Raw genomic sequence first — 20587 nt, forward strand, 5'->3', positions numbered from 1 at the left:
CCACGAGCTATCACGGTGAAACCGGCGCCTTGCGGCACCGGCATCGAAGTCGTTATTCCGGACGGGCGCGGGTGCTGACCAGCAGCGACGCCAGGCTGGCCGCCTTGGGCTTCACCAGCCAGAACTTGCGCAGGTAGTCGTCCAGGTTTTCATGGAGATGGCTGCCCCAGGCACTGCCGGTCTCGCGCACGTATTCGGCCAGCACCCCTTCCAGGTGGCTGCGATAGGCTTCCATGGCCTCGCTGTTGATGCGCTGGATCTCCACCAGTTCGTGGTTGACCCGGTCATAGAAACCGTTGTCCAGGTCCAGCACATAGGCGAAGCCGCCGGTCATACCCGAGCCGAAGTTGTAGCCGGTCTTGCCCAGCACGCAGACGAAGCCGCCGGTCATGTACTCGCAGCAGTGGTCGCCGGTGCCTTCCACCACGGTGTGGGCCCCGGAGTTGCGCACCCCGAAGCGCTCACCGGCGGTGCCGGCGGCGAACAGCTTGCCACCGGTGGCGCCATAGAGGCAGGTGTTGCCGATGATGGCCGATTCCTGGCTCTTGAAGCCCGCGCCCTGGGGCGGGGTGATGACCAGCTTGCCGCCGGTCATGCCCTTGCCCACGTAGTCGTTGGCATCGCCTTCCAGATACATATGCAGGCCGCCGGCGTTCCAGACGCCGAAGCTCTGGCCAGCGGTACCCTTGAAGCGGAAGGTCAGCGGCGCCTTGACCATGCCCTGGTTACCGTGACGCCGGGCGATTTCACCGGAGACACGGGCGCCGATGGAGCGGTCGCAGTTGCCGATGTTCAGGCTGAAGTCACCGCCTTCGAGCTTTTCGATCCCGGGCAGCGACAGGCGCACCATTTCCTCGGCCAGCAGGCCCTGGTCGAACGGCGGGTTCTTTTCCACCTGGCAGTATTGCGGCTTCTCGGCCGGAATGAGATCGCTGCCCAGCAGCGGCGTGAGGTCCAGGTGCTGTTGCTTGGCGGTCTCGCCCGGCAGGATTTCCAGCAGATCGGTACGACCGATCAGCTCGCCCAGGCTGCGCACGCCCAGCCTGGCCAGCCACTCGCGGGTTTCCTCGGCGATGAAGGTGAAGAAATTCATCACCATCTCCACCGTACCGATGAAGTGTTCCTTGCGCAGCCGGTCGTTCTGGGTGGCGACGCCGGTGGCGCAGTTGTTCAGGTGGCAGATGCGCAGGTACTTGCAGCCCAGGGCGATCATCGGCGCGGTGCCGAAGCCGAAGCTCTCGGCGCCAAGGATGGCTGCCTTGATCACGTCCAGGCCGGTCTTCAGACCGCCGTCGGTCTGCACCCGCACCTTGCCGCGCAGGTCGTTGCCCCTCAGGGTCTGGTGCGCCTCGGCGAGGCCCAGTTCCCAGGGCGAGCCGGCATACTTGATGGAGGTCACCGGCGAAGCACCGGTACCGCCATCGTAGCCGGAGATGGTGATGAGGTCGGCATAGGCCTTGGCCACACCGGCAGCCACCGTCCCCACGCCGGGCTCGGACACCAGCTTGACCGATACCAGCGCCTTGGGGTTGACCTGCTTGAGGTCGAAGATCAGCTGCGACAGGTCTTCGATGGAATAGATGTCGTGGTGCGGCGGCGGCGAGATCAGGGTCACGCCGGGTACCGCATAGCGCAGCTTGGCGATCAGGCCGTTGACCTTGCCGCCGGGCAGCTGTCCGCCCTCGCCCGGCTTGGCGCCCTGGGCCACCTTGATCTGCAGGACCTCGGCATTGACCAGGTACTCGGGGGTGACGCCGAAGCGGCCGGTGGCCACCTGCTTGATCTTGGAGCTCTTGATGGTGCCGTAGCGCGCCGGGTCCTCGCCGCCCTCACCGGAGTTGGAGCGCCCGCCCAGGCGGTTCATGGCCTCGGCCAGGGCCTCGTGGGCCTCTGGCGAGAGGGCGCCCAGGGAGATGCCGGCCGCGTCGAAGCGGGTGAAGATGTTGGCCAGCGGCTCGATCTCGTCCAGCGCCAGGGGCTGGTCGCTGGTCCTGACCTTGAGCAGGTCGCGGATCATGGCCACCGGACGCTGGTCCACCAGCGCGGTGTATTCGCGGAACTTGGCGTAGTCGCCCTGTTGCACGGCGGCCTGCAGCAGATTGACCACGTCCGGGTTGTAGGCGTGGTATTCGCCGCCATAGACGAACTTGAGCAGCCCACCCGGCTGGATCGGCTTGCGGTTGTTCCAGGCTTCGCCGGCCAGCAGCTTCTGCTCGGCTTCCAGGTCGATGAAGCGCGCGCCCTTGATGCGGCTGGTGACCCCGGGGAAGCAGAGGTCGGTGACCTCGTCCGCCAGACCCACGGCCTCGAACAGCTGGGCGCCGCGATAGGAGGCGACGGTGGAGATGCCCATCTTGGAGATCACCTTGAGCAGGCCCTTGGTGATGCCCTTGCGGTAGTACTTGAACACCTCGTAGAGATCGCCCAGCACCTCGCCGGTGCGGATTAGATCGCCCAGCACCTCGTAGGCCAGGAACGGATAGACCGCGGTGGCACCGAAGCCCAGCAGCACGGCGAAGTGGTGCGGATCACGAGCGGTGGCGGTCTCCACCAGGATGTTGCTGCTGGTGCGCAGCCCCAGGTTGACCAGGTGATGGTGCACGGCGCCGGTGGCCAGCACCGCGTGTACCGGCAGCTTGCCCGGCTCGATGTGGCGGTCGGTCAGCACCAGCAGCACCTTGCCGGCGCGCACGGCCTCCTCGGCCTGCTCGACGATGTTGCGCAGGGCCGCCTCGAGGCCCATGGACTCGGGGTAGTTGAGGTCGATCTTGACATGCTCGAAGCCGGGCTTGGGCATGTTGAGGATGGTCCGCCACTTGGCCGGCGAAACCACCGGACTGCTCAGGATGGCGCGATCGGCGTGCTCGGCGGTTTCCTCGAAGACATTGCGCTCGGCGCCCAGGCAGGTCTCCAGGGACATGACGATGGACTCGCGCAGCGGGTCGATCGGCGGGTTGGTGACCTGGGCGAACTGCTGGCGGAAATAGTCGTAGGGGGAACGGATGCGCCGCGACAGCACCGCCATCGGGGTGTCGTCGCCCATGGAGCCCACGGCTTCCTGGCCCTGCTCGCCCAGCGGGCGCAGCACCTGATCACGCTCCTCGAAGGTGACCTGGAACATCTTCATGTACTGGCGCAGCTGATCCTGGTCGTAGAAGGCCGAACCGTGATCGTTGTCGTCCAGGGTCGCCTGGATACGCATGGCGTTCTTGCGCAGCCACTGCTTGTAGGGATGGCGCGCCTTGAGGCGATTGTCGATGTCGTCGGTCTGCAGCACCTCGCCGGTCTCGGTGTCCACGGCGAGGATCTGGCCCGGGCCGACCCGCCCCTTGGCGATGACGTCGTCGGGCTGGTAGTTCCAGACGCCGACCTCCGAGGCCAGGGTGATGTAACCGTTCTTGGTGGTCACCCAGCGCGCCGGGCGCAGGCCGTTGCGGTCGAGCAGGCAGACCGCGTAGCGGCCTTCGGTCAGCACCACGCCGGCCGGACCGTCCCAGGGCTCCATGTGCATGGAGTTGAATTCGTAGAAGGCGCGCAGATCGGCGTCCATGGTCTCGACGTTCTGCCAGGCCGGCGGAATGATCATGCGCACGGCGCGGAACAGATCCATGCCGCCGGTCACCAGCAATTCCAGCATGTTGTCCATGCTGGAGGAGTCGGAACCGACGCGGTTGACCAGCGGACCGAGCTGGTCGAGATCCGGGATCAGTTCGTTGACGAACTTGGTCCGCCGCGCCTGGGCCCAGTTGCGGTTGCCGGTGATGGTGTTGATCTCGCCGTTGTGGGCGAGATAGCGGAAGGGCTGCGCCAGCGGCCACTTCGGCAGGGTGTTGGTGGAGAAGCGCTGGTGGAACACGCAGATGGCGGTGGCCAGGCGCGGATCGCCGAGGTCCGGATAGAAGGCGGCGAGATCCGCCGGCATCATCAGGCCCTTGTAGACGATGACCCGGGACGACAGGCTACAGATGTAGTGCTCGGCGTCCTCGGCATTGCGCACCGAGGAACGGCGGCGGGCGGAGAACAGCTTGACCCCGAACTGCTGGTCTTCGAGACCCGGACCGGCGACGAACACCTGCTCGATGCGCGGCAGGCGAGCCAGGGCCAATTCACCCAGCACCGAGGTGTCGATGGGCACCTTACGCCAGCCGACCAGGGTCAGGCCGGCGGCCTCGATCTCCAGGTTCATGTTGGCACGGGCCCGTTCGGCACGGGTCTCGTCCTGGTTGAAGAACACCACGCCGGCAGCGTACTGCTCGGGCAATTCGGCGCCGAATTGCTCCCGGGCGATGGCGCGCAGGAAGGCGTCCGGCTTCTGCATGAGCAGACCGCAACCGTCACCGGTCTTGCCGTCCGCGTTGATACCGCCCCGGTGGGTCATGCAGGTCAGGGCTTCAATGGCCGTTTCCAGCAGGTCATGGCTGGGCTCGCCCTGCATATGGGCGATCAGGCCGAAGCCGCAGTTGTCCTTGAAGCTATCGGGATTGAACAGGCCTGCTTTCATAGCGCTCTCACCGGCAATCAGGTTATTGCGAAGGCATCACAAAACGGTCCGCTTATTTGAACTTTTTTCGGACAGTCAAAGGCTGACCAGTGTAGCGAAAAAATCGCTTACGACAAACACTGATGACACCTGATGAAAATTTGGTGACGCAAAAAAGAAAGCCCCGGCATCACGCTCGTGATAGCACCGGGGCTTTATTTGCATCTCAGGCAAGAATCAGCGACTGGTGGCGATGTCCTGCTGGATGCTGGCGAAGGTCCGCGGCCAGGGTTTGCTGGCCTGTACCTTGGCCGGCAGCTGCTTGACCGCCGCTTCCGCCGCCGCTCGATTGGCGAAGTTGCCGTAGGTCACCACATAGAGTGCCTTGCCCTGGTAGCTCTTCTTGAAATAGCGGAAGTTGCCACTGTCGGACTGGCCGGCGATGAAGTCCTGCGCGGCCTTTTCGGTGCTGGTGCCCACCACCTGCAAGGCGTATTTGCTACCGGCCTGGCTGCCGTACCAGCCCGCTGCGGCACTGCCGGCGTGAGCAGGCGTCGCCGTCGGGGCCGGTTTGGCCGGTGCCGGCGCGGCGGTAGGCGCAGGCGCGGTATGCCGGGGCGCCGGGGTAGCCACTGCCGGCGCGCTGGGCGCTGGCGTGCGTGCCGGTGTCCGGCTGGGCAGTTCGTCTTCGTCACTGACCGGCGGGGCGTCGGTGGTCACGGTCGGCGGCACGCCGCCAGCGCCCATGTCGTTACCGGCCGCGGTACCCGCCTGCCGGCCACCAGCCGCTTCCGCCAGGGGTTCACGGATGACCGGCTGCGACTCACCCACCAGCGGCAGGGGCAGCGGCTTGGAAGAGCCGTCGAACTGGATGGGCGCCCCCTGGGCGTCCTTGCCGGCGGACGCGGTGTTCTGCCCCCCCATGGGCAGGTCCTGTCCGGCCGTGCCGGTGGCCGGGGTCTCGCTCTTGCCGCCCTTCATCGACAGCGCCGCGGCGCCGACTGCCAGCACCACCACCCCGAGAATGACCAGGTGCTTGCGCGGCAACGCCGCCAGCAGATTGCGCGAGCCTTTCGCCGGTGCGGCGGCCTTCTTGCGCCGGGCGCTCATGCCCGCCACCAGGACATCCCGGGCTTCTTCGTTGAGCCGACCGGGCCAGCCGCCGGAGCGCTGGTGGATGGTCGCGAGCTGCTCGTCGGTAAAGATCTCCAGGCCCTGACCGGCACCCTCCAGGCGCTGGGCCAGATATTCCTCGGCCTCGCTCTCGCTGTAGGGCAGCAATTCGATGGCGTGATAGCGCTCTTCGCCCTGGGCGATGTCTTCCAGGCGCATCACCACTTCCGCTTCGCCGAACAGGAAGACGTGCAGGCGCTCCTTTTCGCCGCCACCGGCCAGCTCCAGCAGGGCTTCCAGCGCGGGGGTGGCCAGCGCCTCGGCGTCATCCACCAGGATGTAGACCTCCTGCCCCGCCAGGCGCACTTCCGCCGCCTGCGCGAGAATGGCCGCCGGCGTCTGGCTGTCGGCGCCCACGCCCTTGGCGACCAGAGCCAGCACGGTGCGGGCGTCGCCGCCGTTCTGCGCGGAAATCACCACGCAGTGCACGGCTTCCTTCTTGGTACTGGCCGCCAGCGCCTGGCGCAGCAGCGTCTTGCCACTGCCCTCGGGGCCGCTGACCACCAGCAGCAGCTGGCTGTAGCGGGCCAGATGATGCAACTGGCCCAGCACCGGCTTGCGCTGCGCCGGAAAGAATTTGAAACCGGGAACGCGGGCGGCGAACGGGTCGTGAGTGAACTGATAGTGACCGAGGAAGGCTTCGTCGGCGTGCAGATTGGACATGGGACTCTCTTGTTCTCCTTACTGGGCGGTCAGCGCTTGGTAATCGGTACGCAGCGTCTGCTCGAGAATGTCGCGGGCGAAGTCGGCGGTCACCACGGCCTGGCCCAGGTCACTGAGCAGTACCAGCCGGAGTTGTCCATCCAGGACCTTCTTGTCCACCGCCATGAGGCGTTCGAAATCGGCCGGCTGCATGTCCGCCGGCGGTACCACGGGAAGCCCCGCCCGGACCAGCAGGCGCAGGGCGCGGTCGCGCTGGGCAGCCGTGAGCCAGCCCAGCAGCAGGGACATCTGCAACGCCATGACCATGCCGGCGGAAACCGCCTCGCCATGCAGCCAGACGCCATAGCCCTGGTGGGTCTCGATGGCGTGACCGAAGGTATGGCCGAGATTGAGGATGGCACGCAGGCCCGACTCGCGCTCGTCGCTGCCGACCACCTGGGCCTTGGCCGCGCAGGAACGCTCGATGGCTGCGGTGAGGGCCTGCTGGTCCAGCGCCAGCAGCGCCTCGACGTGCTCTTCGAGCCAGCCGAGGAAGGCTTCGTCGCAGATCAGGCCGTACTTGATGACCTCGGCCAGACCCGCCGACAGCTCACGCGCCGGCAGGGTCGCCAGGCTGTCGGTGTCGATGACCACGGCCTTGGGCTGGTAGAAGGCGCCGATCATATTCTTGCCCAGCGGGTGGTTGATGCCGGTCTTGCCGCCTACCGAGGAATCGACCTGGGACAGCAGCGTGGTCGGCACCTGGATGAAGTCCACGCCGCGCTGATAGCAGGCTGCGGCGAATCCGCCCATGTCGCCGATCACCCCGCCACCGAGGGCGATGAGGGTGGTCTTGCGATCATGGCGATCCTGCAGCAGGCCGTCGAAGATCAGTTGCAGGGTTTCCCAGTTCTTGTGTGCCTCGCCATCGGGCAGCACGATCGAGCTGACCTGGCGGTCGCCCAGGGTGCGCAGCAGGCGCTCCAGATAGAGCGGCGCGATGGTTTCATTGGTGACGATCGCCACCTTGCGCCCGGCGAGATGGGGCAGGAAGCAGTCCGGCCGATCCAGGAGGCCCTGGCCGATGTAGATCGGGTAGCTGCGCTCACCGAGCTCGACGTGAAGAGTCCGCATGCCGTCACCTTGATTCAAAGGGCGCCTAGCATAGCGCAGAACGCACGCGGCTTTAATGCGGCGCCAGGGCTTTCAGACGGTCGAGTATCTGCAGCACGACCAGCCGGGGTGGCCGCTCGTCGGTCTCGATGACGATATCGGCGATCTCGCGGTACAGCGGGTCGCGCATGGCCATGAGATTGCGCAGCACCGCCGCGGGATCGGCGGTCTGCAGGAGGGGACGGTTGCGATCGCGGGAGGTGCGTTCGATCTGCTGCTCGATGGAGGCATGCAGATAGATGACCCGTCCGCCGTGCTTGAGCGCCTGGCGATTGTCCTCGCGCAGCACGGCGCCCCCGCCGGTGGCCATTACCAGGCCGTTTTCCGCGCACAGCTCGGCGATCGCGGCGCGTTCGCGCTCGCGAAAGCCCTGCTCGCCTTCCACATCGAAGATCCAGGGGATGTCGGCACCGGTACGTTCTTCGATTACCTTGTCGGAATCCTTGAACGGCAGCCGCAATTCCTTCGCCAGGAGCCGGCCGATGGTGCTCTTGCCCGAGCCCATCGGTCCTACGAGAAACAGATTACGCACTTATGTCATCGACCAACCGCTATCGCCTGGTTGTTCATGATACGCGGCGTGAGGAAGATCAGCAGCTCGACTTTGCTGTCGGTCACCGAATCCCGGCGGAACAGCCGGCCGACATAGGGAATATCCCCCAGCATCGGCACCTTGGTGGTGGACTTGGTCTGGGTATTGGAGAACACCCCGCCCAGCACGATGGTCTCGCCATCGCTCACCAGCACCTTGGCATTGACCTCGTTCTTGCTGATCGGCGGCACGCCGTTGAGGGCGTTCTGGTAGTCAGGGGCGTCCTTGTTGACCTTGACCTCCATGATGATGCGGTTGTCCGGGGTGATCTGCGGCGTGACCTCCAGCGACAGGGCCGCCTGCTTGAAGCTGGTGCTGGTGGCACCGCTGGAGCTGGCTTCCTGGTAGGGGATCTCGGTACCGCGCAGGATCTTGGCGGTCTCCTTGTCCGAGGTCACCACCTTGGGCTGGGAGATGATTTCGCCGTTGCCACTGGATTGCAGCGCGGACAGCTGCAGGTCGAGCATCTTGCCACCGACCATGAAGCCGACGCCGATGCCCGAGGTGCTGCCGGAAACGCCCATGTCGACGAAGGGCGTGGGCGCCACACCACTGGCGGAGGTGAAGCCGCCTACGGTACTGGTCCCCGGCAGGAACACCTGACCGGTCGTGGAATCGACGGTGGTGGCGCCGTCCTTGCCATAGACCGCGAAGTTGCCCGAACTGGCGTTACCGCCCCAGCGCACGCCCAGCTGCTTGCTGTAGTCGACGTTGGCCTCCACCAGCCGCGCCTCGATCATCACCTGGCGCACCGGGATGTCCAGCTGCGAGACGATACGCCGGAGTTCGTCCAGGCGATTCTGGGTCTGGTAGGCGATGATGCTGTTGGTACGCTCGTCCACCGAGATCGAGCCGCGCTCGTCGGCGGTCTTGTCGGCGCTGGTCACCGACTGGAACAGCTTGGCGATATCGGCGGCCTTGGCGTAGTTGACCTGGATCAGGTCGCGACGCAGCGGGGCCAGCTGCTGGATCTGCTTCTGGGATTCCAGCTCCTGACGCTCGCGGGCGGCGATCTCGTCGGCCGGCGCCACCAGCAGCACGTTGCCGATCTGACGCTTGTCGAGCCCCTTGGTCTTGAGGATCAGATCCAGCGCCTGATCCCAGGGCACGTTCTGCAGGCGCAGGGTGATGTTGCCCTGCACGGTGTCGCTCGCCACTAGGTTGAGGTTGGTGAAGTCGGCGATCAGCTGCAGCACCGAGCGGACGTCGATGTCCTGGAAATTCAGCGACAGTTTCTCGCCGGTATAGGTGAAGCGATCGGCTGCGCGCTTTTCCTTTTCCTCGGTGGTGAGCGGCTTGACGCTCAGGGTCAGACGATTGTTGGTCTGGTAGGCCAGGTAGTCGTAGGTCCCGGTCGGTTCGATGACGATGGACGCCCCGCTGCTGTCAGCGGAGGCATTGACGAACTGCACCGGGGTGGCGAAGTCCTTGACGTCCAGGCGCACCCGCAGCTCTTCGGGCAGCTGGGTACCGGCGAAGGTCAGGCGAATCTTGCCGCCCTGCTCCTGGATGTCCGGGTTGATACCGGTCTCGCTCAGGTCGATGACCACGTTACCCTCGCCCTGGGGACCCCGCTGGAAATCGATATGGCGGATCGCCTTGCCGCGCAGTTGCGGCCGCGGCGCGGTCATGGCCGCCACGGTCGAGGCGGCCTGGGTCGGCGGCAGCGGCGTGCGGGCGACCGCACCGGGCAGGGGGGCGGACGAGGGCGCGGTCACGGTGGCCGGCGCGGCGGCGCGCGGCAGGTTGGGCGTCAGATTGGCCTGGGCGCTGGCCGTCTGACGACCCGCGGTGCCGCCGATGGTGACGAACAGGTTGCGGCCGTCGGCCCGGGTGTCGTAGCTGGCCAGGTTGGTGAGGTTGATGATCAGGCGGGTGCGATTGCCCGCCTCCACTACCGTCACGCTGCGGGCATTGCCATTGCCCAGCTCGCGGCTCTTGGTGCCCAGCTTGTTGGCCACGCCGGGCAGATCCAGGGCGATCCGCGCCGGCTGCTCGATGGTGTAGCCCTTGGGCACTGGCACCGGCTGATCGAAGGTCAGCTTGAGTTCGATGCGATCCCCGGGCAGGGAGGCGACGTTCAAGGCCTGCAGATCGGCTGCCAGGGCCTGACCGGCCAGGCTGCTCAGCAGCAGGGCCAGGCCCAGCCCCAGTCGTCCCGCGATAGTAGTGTTCACAGTGCTCGCCCTGCCCATTTAAGTCTTTTCCTTCAAGGTGATGGTGCGCGGCCGTTCCAGCCAGCCACCCTCGCCATCCGGGACGATTTCGATCACGTCGATCTCGCCATCAGTGATCTTGGTGATGCGCCCGTCGTTGCGTCCCAGGTAGTCCCCCACCTTGACGCGATGCACGCCCCCGGCGCCATTGACCAGTGCATAACGGCCGCTGGCGTTGGCCAGGATGCCGACCATGCTGAAGGTCTCGATGTTGAAGCCTTCGAGAAATTGCTTGGGCCGATTCGCGTCCGGCTTGATGTTGCCGGTTCCGCGCTGGCGCACCGTGGGGTCGATGCGCACCGGCGCCTGGAAGGGGCTGCGCAGGGCCGCGGCGGCGTAGGTGAAGGGTTCATAGGCGCGAAACTGCGGCAACGGCTCGATGGAACCACGCGGCTTGGCCCGGGTTTCGTCCATGAAGGCCTGCAGATCGCTGGTATCGCTGGAACCACAGCCGACCAGCACGCCGGTCAGCAGACAGAGCAACAGGGGCGTCCTCATTTGCCGAGCCCCTTGTCGTTGTACCTGTAGGTCTTGGCCAGGACGTTCATGCGCAACTTGCCGCCGCCTCCGGAGACCGTACCGCCACCATTGGCATTCTTGTCGTCCACCGGCTTGAGATCGAAGTCGTGCAGGGTGACGATGCGCGGCAGGCTGGAGACGCTGCTGACGAAGGTCGCCAGGTCGTGATAGCTGCCCACCACGGTGATCTGGATCGGCAACTCGACATAGAACTGCTGGGTGACTTCGGGCAGCAGCTTGATCTGCTCGAATTCCAGGCCGCTGCCGAGACCGGTGCGGGTGATGTCTTCCAGCAGCGCCGGCACCTCGGTATCACCGGGCAGTTGCCGCAGCAGGGCGCCGAAGGACTCTTCCATCTCCACCATCTGCTGCTTGTAGGCATCCAGATTGGCGGCCTGGAAGGCCTTGCTGGCGTATTGCTGCTTGAGTGTCTCTTCCTGGTTGCGCTGACTGTCCAGTTGGGCCTGCATGTCGCTGAGATGGAACTGATAGCCGAGCAGGAGCACCACCAGCACGATCAGCAGGCAGGCGATGACCTTGACCGGCTTGGGCCAGGAACCGAGGTTCTCCAGGCTGAGTTCGTTGATGTCGACCTTGCGCAGGCTGGCCAGGGAATCGGCGAGACTCATGGTTTGCCTCCCTTGGCGAGCGGGGCCGGGGCGACGGGGGCGCCGGGTTGGGTCTGCTTGACGGTGAGCTGGAAGGTATTGGCCTGGTCCACCGCACCCGCGGTGGTGGCCTTCACCTCGATCAGCGTAGGCGACGCGAACCAGTCCGAGGCATCCAGGTTACGCATCAGATTGGAGACCCGGTTGTTGGATTCCGCCTCGCCACTGATCGACAGGGTGTCGCCCTGCATCTTCAGCTCGCGGAAGTAGACGCCGTCCGGCAGGGTGCGCACCAACTGGTCGAAGACGTGGCCGATGACCGGGCGGTTGCCCTGCAGGTCCTGGATGATCTTCATCCGCGCCAGCAGTTGCTGACGACGGGTCTTGAGCTCGCTGATCTCCTTGATGCGCACGTCCAGCTGGGCGATGTTCTGCTGGATGAAGGCGTTGCGCGCCTCCTGCCGGGTGATCTCGCCGGACAGGTACTGATCCCCGAGAAATACGGCGCCGCACGAGAGCACGAAGATGCCGCCCAGGATCACCAGGAACTGCTTGCGCCTTTCTTCGCGCAGCTGCTCCCGCCAGGGCAAGAGGTTGATGCGGGCCATCTAGTCGAAACTCCTCATGGCCAGGCCGCAGGCGATCATCAGCGCCGGGGCGTCACCCGCCAGGGCTGCCGCATTGACCTTGTTGCTGACGGTCATGTCGGCGAAGGGATTGGCCAGGACCGTGGGGGTGCCGATTTTCTGCTGGATCAAGCGGTCGAGTCCGGAAATTGACGCTGTTCCTCCGGCAAGCAAGATGTAGTCCACATCATTGTATTGCCCGGCGGCGAAAAAGAACTGCAGCGAACGCGCCACCTGTTGCACCACCGCCTCGCGGAAGGGCGTCAGCACCTCGCTCTGGTAGTCGTCCGGCAACCCGCCCTGCTTCTTGGCCAGACCGGCCTCCTCCACCGACAGGCCGTAGCGGCGCTGGATCTCCTCGGTGAGCTGACGACCGCCGAACAGCTGCTCGCGGGTGTAGATGGTCTTGCCGTTGTGCAGCACGCTCAGGGTGGTCATGGTGGCGCCGATGTCGACCACCGCCACGGTCAGGTCGTCGACATGGCCACCGAGCTGGTTGGCCAGCAACTGGTAGGCGCGCTCCAGAGCATAGGCCTCGACGTCGACCACCTTGGCCGAGACGCCGGCCAGCGCCAGGGCCGCCTCGCGAACCTCGACGTTTTCCTTCCGGCAGGCGGCCAGCAGCACCTCGACGCGCTCGGCGTTGCGCGGCGACGGCCCCTGCACCTCGAAGTCGATGGCGACCTCGTCCAGCGGATAGGGTATGTATTGGTCGGCTTCCAGCTTGATCTGGTTTTCCAGCTCGTCGTCGGTCAGGCCGGCATCCATCTCGATGGTCTTGGCGATCACCGCCGAGCCGGAGACGGCCACCGCAGCGCTGCGCGCGGAGCTGCGCGCCTTGACCAGCACCCGGCCGATGGCCAGGCCCACGCCTTCGAGTTCGGCGATGTTCTTTTCCACCACGGCATTGGCCGGCAGCGGCTCGACCGCATAGGCTTCCACCCGGTAGCGCCCGCCCGAACGGCTCAACTCGATGAGTTTCACGGATGTCGAACTGACGTCGATACCCAGCAGCGTATTCGCCTTCTTTCTGAATAGCCCTAGCACATCAGTTCCCTATGAGCGACGGTGGTCTTCCGCGGACGGGCATTAGATAACAGACTTGACACCCGAGCAAATAGCGGCCAACCGCCAAACGCGCCTATAATGGCGACGCCGTGTAGGCTGACCCTCACCTGTCGCCCTTTCCTTCTTTCCATTCGAAAAGTCTCTTGATGCGTGTTCTGAAATTTTTCTGGTGGTCGTTGGTCGCCCTGGTCTGCAGCCTTTTGCTGGGTCTCAGCGGTGCCTTCCTCTACCTCAGCCCCAGCCTGCCCTCCATCGATGCCCTGCGAAACGTGCAACTGCAGATCCCTCTGCGGGTGTACAGCGCGGACGGCAAACTCATCGCCGAATTCGGCGAAATGCGCCGCTCGCCGCTGCGGTTCAACGAGATACCGCCCAACTTCATCCATGCCCTGCTCTCCGCCGAGGATGACAACTTCGCCAATCACTATGGCGTGGATGTGAAAAGCCTGGCGCGAGCGGTGAGCCAGCTGGTCAAGACCGGACACATCCAGACCGGCGGCAGCACCATCACCATGCAGGTCGCCAAGAACTACTTCCTGACCAGCGAACGCAGCTTCTCGCGCAAATTCACCGAGATCCTCCTGGCGCTGCAAATCGAGCGCCAACTGAGCAAGGACGAGATCCTCGAGCTCTACGTCAACAAGATCTACCTGGGCAACCGCGCCTACGGTATCGAGGCCGCCGCCCAGGTCTACTACGGCAAGTCCATCAAGGACCTGACCGTTGCCCAGATGGCGATGATCGCCGGTCTGCCCAAGGCACCGTCGCGCTACAACCCGGTCGCTAATCCTGAGCGTAGCCTGGAAAGACGCAACTGGATCCTCGAACGCATGTTCAAGCTCGGTTATATCGATCAGGCGGCCTACCAGGCCGGCATCGCCGAGCCGCTCGAGGCCTATCACCACGTCGCCGTGCCTGAACTCAACGCCCCCTACATCGCCGAGATGGCGCGGGCGGAAATGGTCGGTCGCTATGGTGGCGATGCCTATACCGATGGCTACCAGGTCTACACCACCATCGACAGCCGGCTGCAGACGGATGCCTTCGAGGCCGTGCGTGACGGCCTGACCGACTACGACCGCCGCCATGGCTATCGCGGCCCCGAGGCCCAGTGGCCCAACCGCAGCCGGTCCGAATGGACCACGCTGATCCAGAAGCAGCGCATCGTCGGCGGCCAGGATCCGGCCCTCGTCACCCAGGTGGAGAAGAGCGGCATCCTGGTCCTGACCCGCGAGGGCAAGGAAGAAGCGGTCTCCTGGGACTCGATGAAGTGGGCACGCCCCTACCTCAGCGCCAACAGCCTGGGGCCGCGCCCGAACGGTCCGGCCGACGTGGTCAAGGTCGGCGATCTGATCCGGGTGCAGCGCCAGGACGATGGCAGTCTGAAGTTCTCGCAGGTTCCCAAGGCGCAGAGCGCCCTGGTGTCGCTCGACCCCCAGGATGGCGCCATCCGCGCCCTGATCGGTGGTTTCTCCTTCGAGCAGAGCAACTACAACCGTGCGACCCAGGCCCGCCGCCAGCCCGGCTCCAGCTTCAAGCCGTTCATCTATAGCGCGGCACTGGAAAAGGGCTTCACCGCCGCCAGCCTGGTCAACGATGCGCCCATCGTCTTCATGGACGAGAATCCCGACGAAGCCTGGCGACCGAAGAACGACAACAACACCTTCCTCGGCCCCATCCGCCTGCGCGAGGCGCTGTATCGCTCGCGCAACCTGGTGTCCATCCGGGTGCTGCAGGCCATCGGCATCGACTATGCGCTGGATTACGTCAGTCGCTTCGGCTTCGAGCGCGATCAGTTGCCGCGCAACCTGTCCCTCGCTCTCGGTACCCCGGGCCTGACGCCACTGGAAGTGGCCACCGGCTGGTCGGTGTTCGCCAACGAAGGCTACAAGGTGACGCCCTACGTGGTCGATCACGTGACCGATCGCGACGGCAAGGTGGTCTATCGCACTGCCGCGCCGCGGGTGCCCCAGCAGGTGCAGGCCAAGGCCGCCCCCGGCGTCGAGGTCACGCCGGCGACCGATACCACCGCTGCCGATCCGGCCAATCCGCCGCCGGTGTTCGCGCCCCAGGTCATCGACCCGCGCAACGCCTTCATCATGAACAGCATGCTGCAGGACGTGATCAAGCGCGGCACCGGACGCAAGGCGCTGGAACTGGGTCGCAACGACCTGGCCGGCAAGACCGGCACCACCAACGAATCCAAGGACACCTGGTTCTCCGGCTACAACGGCGACTACGTGACCACGGTCTGGGCCGGCTTCGATCAGCCCGAGACCCTGGGCCGCCAGGAATTCGGTGGCACCGTGGCCCTGCCGATCTGGATGAGCTACATGGGCGCGGCGCTCAAGGACAAGCCGCCGCATCAGCTCAAGGAACCGGACGGCATCGTCTCCATCCGCGTCGACCCCACCACGGGTCGCGCCGCTCCGCCCGGCACGCCCAACGCCTACTTCGAGCTGTTCAAGAGCGAGGACACCCCACCGAGCCTGGACGAGCTGCCACCCGGCGTCGCGCCCGGCACGCCGCTGCCCTCCAGCGAAAACGTGCCCATGGACATCTTCTGATCCGCGCCCAATAAAAAACCCCGCCAAGGCGGGGTTTTTTATTGCTTCAGCCTTACTTGGCGAAGACGTCATCCACCGACTTCAGCGGATAGTTCGCCGGATAGGGCAGCGTGGCCACGCCGGTCTCGATGGCGGCCTTGGCCACGGCATCGGATACCAGGGTGATCAGGCGCGCGTCCATCGGCTTGGGGATGATGTACTCGCGACCGAAGCTCAGGCTGTCGACGTTGTAGGCGGCGCAGACTTCCTTGGGCACCGGCAGCTTGGCCAGCTCACGCAGGGCCAGGGCCGCGGCGATCTTCATTTCTTCGTTGATCACCCGGGCGCGAACGTCCAGGGCACCGCGGAAGATGAAGGGGAAGCCCAGCACGTTGTTGACCTGGTTCGGATAGTCGGAGCGACCGGTGGCCATGATCACGTCATCGCGCGTGGCGTGGGCCAGTTCGGGGGTGATTTCCGGATCCGGGTTGGAGCAGGCGAAGACGATGGGATTGGCCGCCATGCGCTTGAGGCCTTCGGCCGACAGCAGGTTCGGACCGGACAGACCGACGAAGACATCGGCGCCTTCGAGGGCGTCGTCCAGGGTGCGCTTGCTGGTCTCGGTGGCGAAGGCCGCCTTGTACTGGTTCAGGTCGCTGCGGCCGCTGTGGACCACGCCCTGACGGTCGATCATGTAGATGTTCTCGACCTTGGCGCCCATGCTGGCGAGGAGACGCATGCAGGAGATGGCGGCAGCGCCGGCACCCAGGCAGACGATCTTGGCGTCTTCCAGACGCTTGCCGGCGATTTCCAGAGCGTTGAGCATGCCGGCGGCGGTGACGATGGCGGTGCCATGCTGGTCATCGTGGAAGACCGGGATGTCGCACTGCTCGATCAGGGCGCGCTCGATCTCGAAGCACTCGGGCGCCTTGATGTCTTCGAGGTTGATGCCGCCGAAGGTGATGGAGATGCGCTTGACGGTATCGATGAAGGCCTGGGGGCTCTCGGCGTCCACCTCGATGTCGAAGACGTCCACACCGGCGAAGCGCTTGAACAGCACGCCCTTGCCTTCCATCACCGGCTTGGAGGCCAGCGGGCCGAGGTTGCCCAGGCCGAGGATGGCGGTACCGTCGGAGATCACGGCGACCAGGTTGCCCTTGCCGGTGTAACGGTAGGCCAGTTCGGGATCGCGACCGATCTCGCGGACCGGTTCGGCGACGCCGGGGCTGTAGGCCAGGGACAGGTCACGGGCGGTCGCGGTGGGCTTGGTCAGCTCGACGCTGAGTTTGCCGGGACGCGGCTGAGCATGGTATTCGAGGGCGGCGGTTTTGAGATCAGACATTATTGGTATATCCGCGTGGTGTGGGTCTTGGGTCGGGCGAGAATACGCAAAGACTCAAGGTGCCACAAGCAATCGGCCATATGCCTGAAATCAATCGCAATACGACTTTCGGCTAAAACGATTCAACCCGCAAACCCAGCATGTGCGGGTCGCTCAGGGTCATCAGCCAGCGTCCGCGGCCCGCTTCCTGGCGCCGACTGCGATCAACGATCCAGCCTCGGGCTTCGAGGTCGCGCCCTGTCCACTGGCGCAGCGGCACCTCGTCGAAGGCCGCGACGAAGCGCTCGGGAACATTGATCACCAGATCGCCTTCGAACTGCAGCCAGAGGCCGCCACGATTGCGCTCGACGTCCAGCAGACGCCCCCGCACCACGGCGAAACCACTCTCTTCCAAGCGGGTCGAGGCGATGGTCGGATCCTGTTTCCAGACGCCCCGTCGCGCCTGGCGCGCCTGGCTTTCCGCGGCGGCCTGACAGGCGGCCAGCCGGGTATTGGGGGCGATGGCGACGGCATAGCCGAAGCCCTCGGTGATCAGCCGGGCTTCCAGGTTGCCGCCCTGGCGATCATAGAGATGCGCCAGGGTGCGACCATAGTGGTCGGTCGCCTCGCTGCCCGGCACCAGCCGCAGGCGCTCGTCGCTGGCCGCGACCAGCTCCTGCAGCCGCCGACGCGCCGCCTCGGCGTAGGGCTGGGCGGTACCGCCGGACTTGCCCAACTCCGGAGCATTGACGCCGATCAGGCGCACCGAACGGCCGTCGACCAGGCGCAGGGTATCGCCGTCGACCACCTGGCGGACCACGACCTCCTGTCCGCCCGGCAGCAGCGGACAGTCCGCCGCCTGGGCCGCCGGGGCGCCAGCCAGGCCACAAACAAAAAAGGCGCCCCAGAGGGACGCCTTTTTCAGTGTCGAACCATGCAGAGATGGCCGACGGCAGCGCATTACTTGTTGCTGCCGAACACGCCGAAGCGCTGCTTGAAGCGATCGATACGGCCGCCAGCGTCCAGGACCTTCTGCTTGCCAGTGTAGAACGGGTGGCATTCGGAGCAGACGTCCAGGTGAATGTTCTTGCTCAGGGTCGAGCGGGTCTTGATGACGTTGCCGCAGCTGCAGGTGGCTTCGATGGCATCGTACTGCGGATGGATATCAGCTTTCATGGGGCTATCCTCGGGGTCTAGCTGTGCCGCCACCCGGCGCCATTGCCGGATACCGCACAGATTTGGGCTGCGAATCATACCAGAGCAGATTGGACGTGCAAGCAGCCCCCTCACCGCCCGTCTGCTACCATCGGGCTTTCCTCCTGCGAGCCCTGCCGTGCCCCTGATCCTGCGCCTGGCGCTGCCCTCTCCGTTGCGCCGCCTGTTCGACTATCTGCCGCCCAAGGGCGTGGTCGAGGAGCAGTTGCGCCCGGGCGTGCGGCTGCGGCTGCCCTTTGGCCGCCGCGAGGTGGTCGGGGTGCTGATCGAAGTGGCCCGGGAAACCGAGGTGCCGCCGGACAAGCTGCGCGCGGCGCTGCAACTGCTCGACGAGCGTCCGCCGCTGCCCAGTGCGCTGTTCGAGCTCTGCCAGTGGTCGGCCCAGTACTATCAGCACAGCCTCGGCGACACCCTGAGCTGGGCACTTCCTGCCCTTTTGCGTCAGGGAGAGCCGGCCGAGCGACGACTGCAGCGCTTCTGGATCGCCCAGCCCGAGGCGCGCCCGGAGGATCCGCGCCTGGCCCGGGCGCCGCGCCAGCGCGAGGCACTCAGAACCCTGCGCCAGCACCCCCACGGGGTGCTGCACGAATTGCTCGGCCAGCTCGGCCTGGTCAAGGACAGTCTCGATCTGCTGCAGGCCAAGGGCCTGGTCACGGTGGAAACCCGCTATCACCAGCCGACGCGGCACCAGGGCTCCTGGCTGGCCCAGGCCGAGTTGCCACTCAACAGCGAGCAGCGCCTGGCCTACGAAGCGGTCCGCGCCGGCAGCGGCTTCCACTGCCATCTCCTGGAAGGGGTGACCGGCAGCGGCAAGACCGAGGTCTATCTGCAACTGATCCGCGCCACCCTGGAAGCGGGGCGCCAGGCGCTGCTGCTGATTCCCGAGATCAACCTGGGCCCGCAAACCCTGGGGCGCTTCGAACAGCGCTTCAATGCCCGCATCGCCCTGCTGCACTCGGCGCTGACCGATCGCGAGCGCATGGACATCTGGCTGGCCGCCCGCGATGGCGAACTGGACATCGTGGTCGGCACCCGCTCGGCGCTGTTCACCCCGCTCAAGCATCCCGGGCTGATCATCGTCGACGAGGAACACGACGCCTCCTATAAACAGCAGGAAGGCCTGAGGTACCACGCCCGCGACCTGGCGGTGGTCCGCGCGCGCCTCGACAATCTGCCGGTGGTGCTGGGCTCGGCCACGCCCTCCCTGGAAAGCCTGCACAACGCCGAGCAGGGGCGTTACGCCCACCTGCGCCTGTCGCTCCGCGCCGGCGGCGCCCAGCCGCCACGCTTCGAGCGCCTGGACGTGCGCAGCCGACCGCTGGACAGCGGCCTGTCGCAACCGCTGCTCAAGGCCATGGGCGCGACCCTGGAGCGCGGCCAACAGGTGCTGGTGTTCCTCAACCGCCGCGGCTTCGCCCCTACCCTGCTCTGCCACGACTGCGGCTGGCTGGCCCAGTGCCCGCGCTGCGATGCGCGCATGACCTACCACCGCGGCTCCGGCGAGCTGCGCTGCCACCATTGCGATCAGCGCCAGACGCCGCCGAGGCACTGTCCGTCCTGCGGCAAGCTCGACCTGCGCCCGGTGGGTGCCGGTACCGAGCGCGCCGAGGAACGCCTGCAGCTGCTGTTCCCGGATGTCCCGGTGCTGCGCATCGACCGCGACACCACGGCACGCAAGGACGCCCTGGCCAAGCTGCTGAAAATCATCCACAGCGGTACGCCCTGCATTCTGGTCGGCACCCAGATGCTCGCCAAGGGGCACCACTTCCCCAAGGTGACCCTGGTGGCCGTGCTGGATGCCGACAGCGGGCTGTTTTCCGCCGACTTCCGCGCCAGCGAGCGCATGGCCCAGCAGATCGTCCAGGTCGCCGGGCGCGCCGGTCGCGCCGAGGAGCCGGGGCTGGTACTGATCCAGACCCATCTGGCCGATCATCCGCTGATGGTGCAGCTGGCCGAGGAGGGCTATCCGGCCTTTGCCCGCCAGGCCCTGCAGGAGCGCCGCGCCGCCGGGCTGCCGCCCTTCGCCTATCTGGCCCTGTTGCGCGCCGATGCCCATCGCCAGGACCAGGTGGAGAACTTCCTGGAGGCCGCCTATCACGTCGCCGAGGGCCTGGCGGTCAATCTTGCCCTGCCCCAGGTGGAGTTGCTCGGGCCGGTACCGGCGCCGATGGAAAGACGCGCCGGTCGCCACCGGGCCCAGTTGCTGCTGCAGAGCAGCAGCCGCGCGCCTCTGCATCGCCTGTTGGGCATCTGGGTCGTCCAGCTGGAAAGCCTGCCTGAAGCCCGTCAGGTGCGCTGGTCGCTGGACGTCGATCCCATCGATCTCTTCTAGTGGCATTGGCTTACCATTGGCAAGGCCGGGCTCGCCACGGATAATGCCGGGTTTTCATCGCAGTGCGCGCTCGGCG

At 65.8% G+C, this 20587-nt stretch carries 14 protein-coding genes; 2 read left to right on the forward strand and 12 right to left on the reverse strand.

What is annotated here, in order from left to right; genetic code table 11:
* Nucleotides 1-52 precede the first annotated feature (52 nt).
* From gltB to QMX82_RS06845, 9 genes are all read right to left on the reverse strand, one after another.
* Nucleotides 53-4501 carry a glutamate synthase large subunit gene (gene gltB / locus QMX82_RS06805; protein ID WP_282281743.1) on the reverse strand — a complete coding sequence of 1483 codons (4449 nt, stop codon included), beginning with the start codon at nucleotides 4499-4501 and terminating at the stop codon, nucleotides 53-55.
* Nucleotides 4502-4717: 216 nt separating this feature from the next.
* Nucleotides 4718-6316 (reverse strand): AAA family ATPase, encoded by a 1599-nt coding sequence (locus QMX82_RS06810; protein WP_282281747.1) that lies wholly within the window; start codon nucleotides 6314-6316, stop codon nucleotides 4718-4720.
* Nucleotides 6317-6334: 18 nt separating this feature from the next.
* Entirely contained in the window at nucleotides 6335-7429 is a 1095-nt protein-coding gene (gene aroB / locus QMX82_RS06815) for a 3-dehydroquinate synthase (RefSeq protein WP_208693845.1), read from the reverse strand.
* A 52-nt stretch (nucleotides 7430-7481) separates the two neighbouring features.
* Nucleotides 7482-8000, reverse strand: a complete 519-nt coding sequence (aroK, locus tag QMX82_RS06820; RefSeq protein ID WP_282281750.1) for a shikimate kinase AroK — start codon at nucleotides 7998-8000, stop codon at nucleotides 7482-7484.
* A 5-nt stretch (nucleotides 8001-8005) separates the two neighbouring features.
* Nucleotides 8006-10255: a type IV pilus secretin PilQ gene (gene pilQ / locus QMX82_RS06825; protein ID WP_282281752.1), complete on the reverse strand. Its 2250-nt coding sequence runs from the start codon at nucleotides 10253-10255 to the stop codon at nucleotides 8006-8008.
* A complete protein-coding gene (locus QMX82_RS06830) occupies nucleotides 10256-10774 on the reverse strand; it encodes a pilus assembly protein PilP (RefSeq protein ID WP_133861491.1) in 519 nt (172 codons plus the stop codon).
* Nucleotides 10771-11424, reverse strand: coding sequence for a type 4a pilus biogenesis protein PilO (gene pilO, locus QMX82_RS06835; RefSeq protein WP_208693843.1), 654 nt, complete (start codon nucleotides 11422-11424; stop codon nucleotides 10771-10773). Before pilO ends, QMX82_RS06830 begins: the two co-directional genes overlap by 4 nt.
* Nucleotides 11421-12011 (reverse strand): PilN domain-containing protein, encoded by a 591-nt coding sequence (locus tag QMX82_RS06840; protein ID WP_133861493.1) that lies wholly within the window; start codon nucleotides 12009-12011, stop codon nucleotides 11421-11423. Before QMX82_RS06840 ends, pilO begins: the two co-directional genes overlap by 4 nt.
* Nucleotides 12012-13076 carry a pilus assembly protein PilM gene (locus QMX82_RS06845; RefSeq protein WP_183633703.1) on the reverse strand — a complete coding sequence of 355 codons (1065 nt, stop codon included), beginning with the start codon at nucleotides 13074-13076 and terminating at the stop codon, nucleotides 12012-12014. It abuts the gene before it with no gap.
* Between the two features lie 167 nt (nucleotides 13077-13243).
* Here QMX82_RS06845 and QMX82_RS06850 point away from each other — a divergent pair, with 167 nt between their 5' ends.
* Entirely contained in the window at nucleotides 13244-15664 is a 2421-nt protein-coding gene (locus QMX82_RS06850) for a penicillin-binding protein 1A (protein ID WP_282281761.1), read from the forward strand.
* A 52-nt stretch (nucleotides 15665-15716) separates the two neighbouring features.
* On the opposite strand, the gene QMX82_RS06855 is transcribed toward QMX82_RS06850, so the two are convergent.
* From QMX82_RS06855 to rpmE, 3 genes are all read right to left on the reverse strand, one after another.
* A complete protein-coding gene (locus tag QMX82_RS06855; protein ID WP_208693841.1) occupies nucleotides 15717-16985 on the reverse strand; it encodes a malic enzyme-like NAD(P)-binding protein in 1269 nt (422 codons plus the stop codon).
* A gap of 112 nt (nucleotides 16986-17097) precedes the next feature.
* Complete coding sequence (locus QMX82_RS06860; RefSeq protein WP_208693840.1) at nucleotides 17098-17925, reverse strand: thermonuclease family protein; 828 nt, start codon at nucleotides 17923-17925, stop codon at nucleotides 17098-17100.
* On the reverse strand, nucleotides 17925-18140 hold the full coding sequence (gene rpmE / locus QMX82_RS06865; RefSeq protein WP_133861498.1) for a 50S ribosomal protein L31: 216 nt from the start codon (nucleotides 18138-18140) through the stop codon (nucleotides 17925-17927). The genes QMX82_RS06860 and rpmE overlap by 1 nt, the downstream gene beginning before the upstream one ends.
* Before the next feature lie 157 nt (nucleotides 18141-18297).
* Between rpmE and QMX82_RS06870 the strand changes: the two genes are divergently transcribed.
* Nucleotides 18298-20511, forward strand: coding sequence for a primosomal protein N' (locus QMX82_RS06870; protein ID WP_282281769.1), 2214 nt, complete (start codon nucleotides 18298-18300; stop codon nucleotides 20509-20511).
* Nucleotides 20512-20587: the final 76 nt, after the last annotated feature.

This window comes from Pseudomonas sp. PS02302, assembly GCF_029959585.1.
GTDB lineage: Bacteria > Pseudomonadota > Gammaproteobacteria > Pseudomonadales > Pseudomonadaceae > Chryseomonas > Chryseomonas aestiva.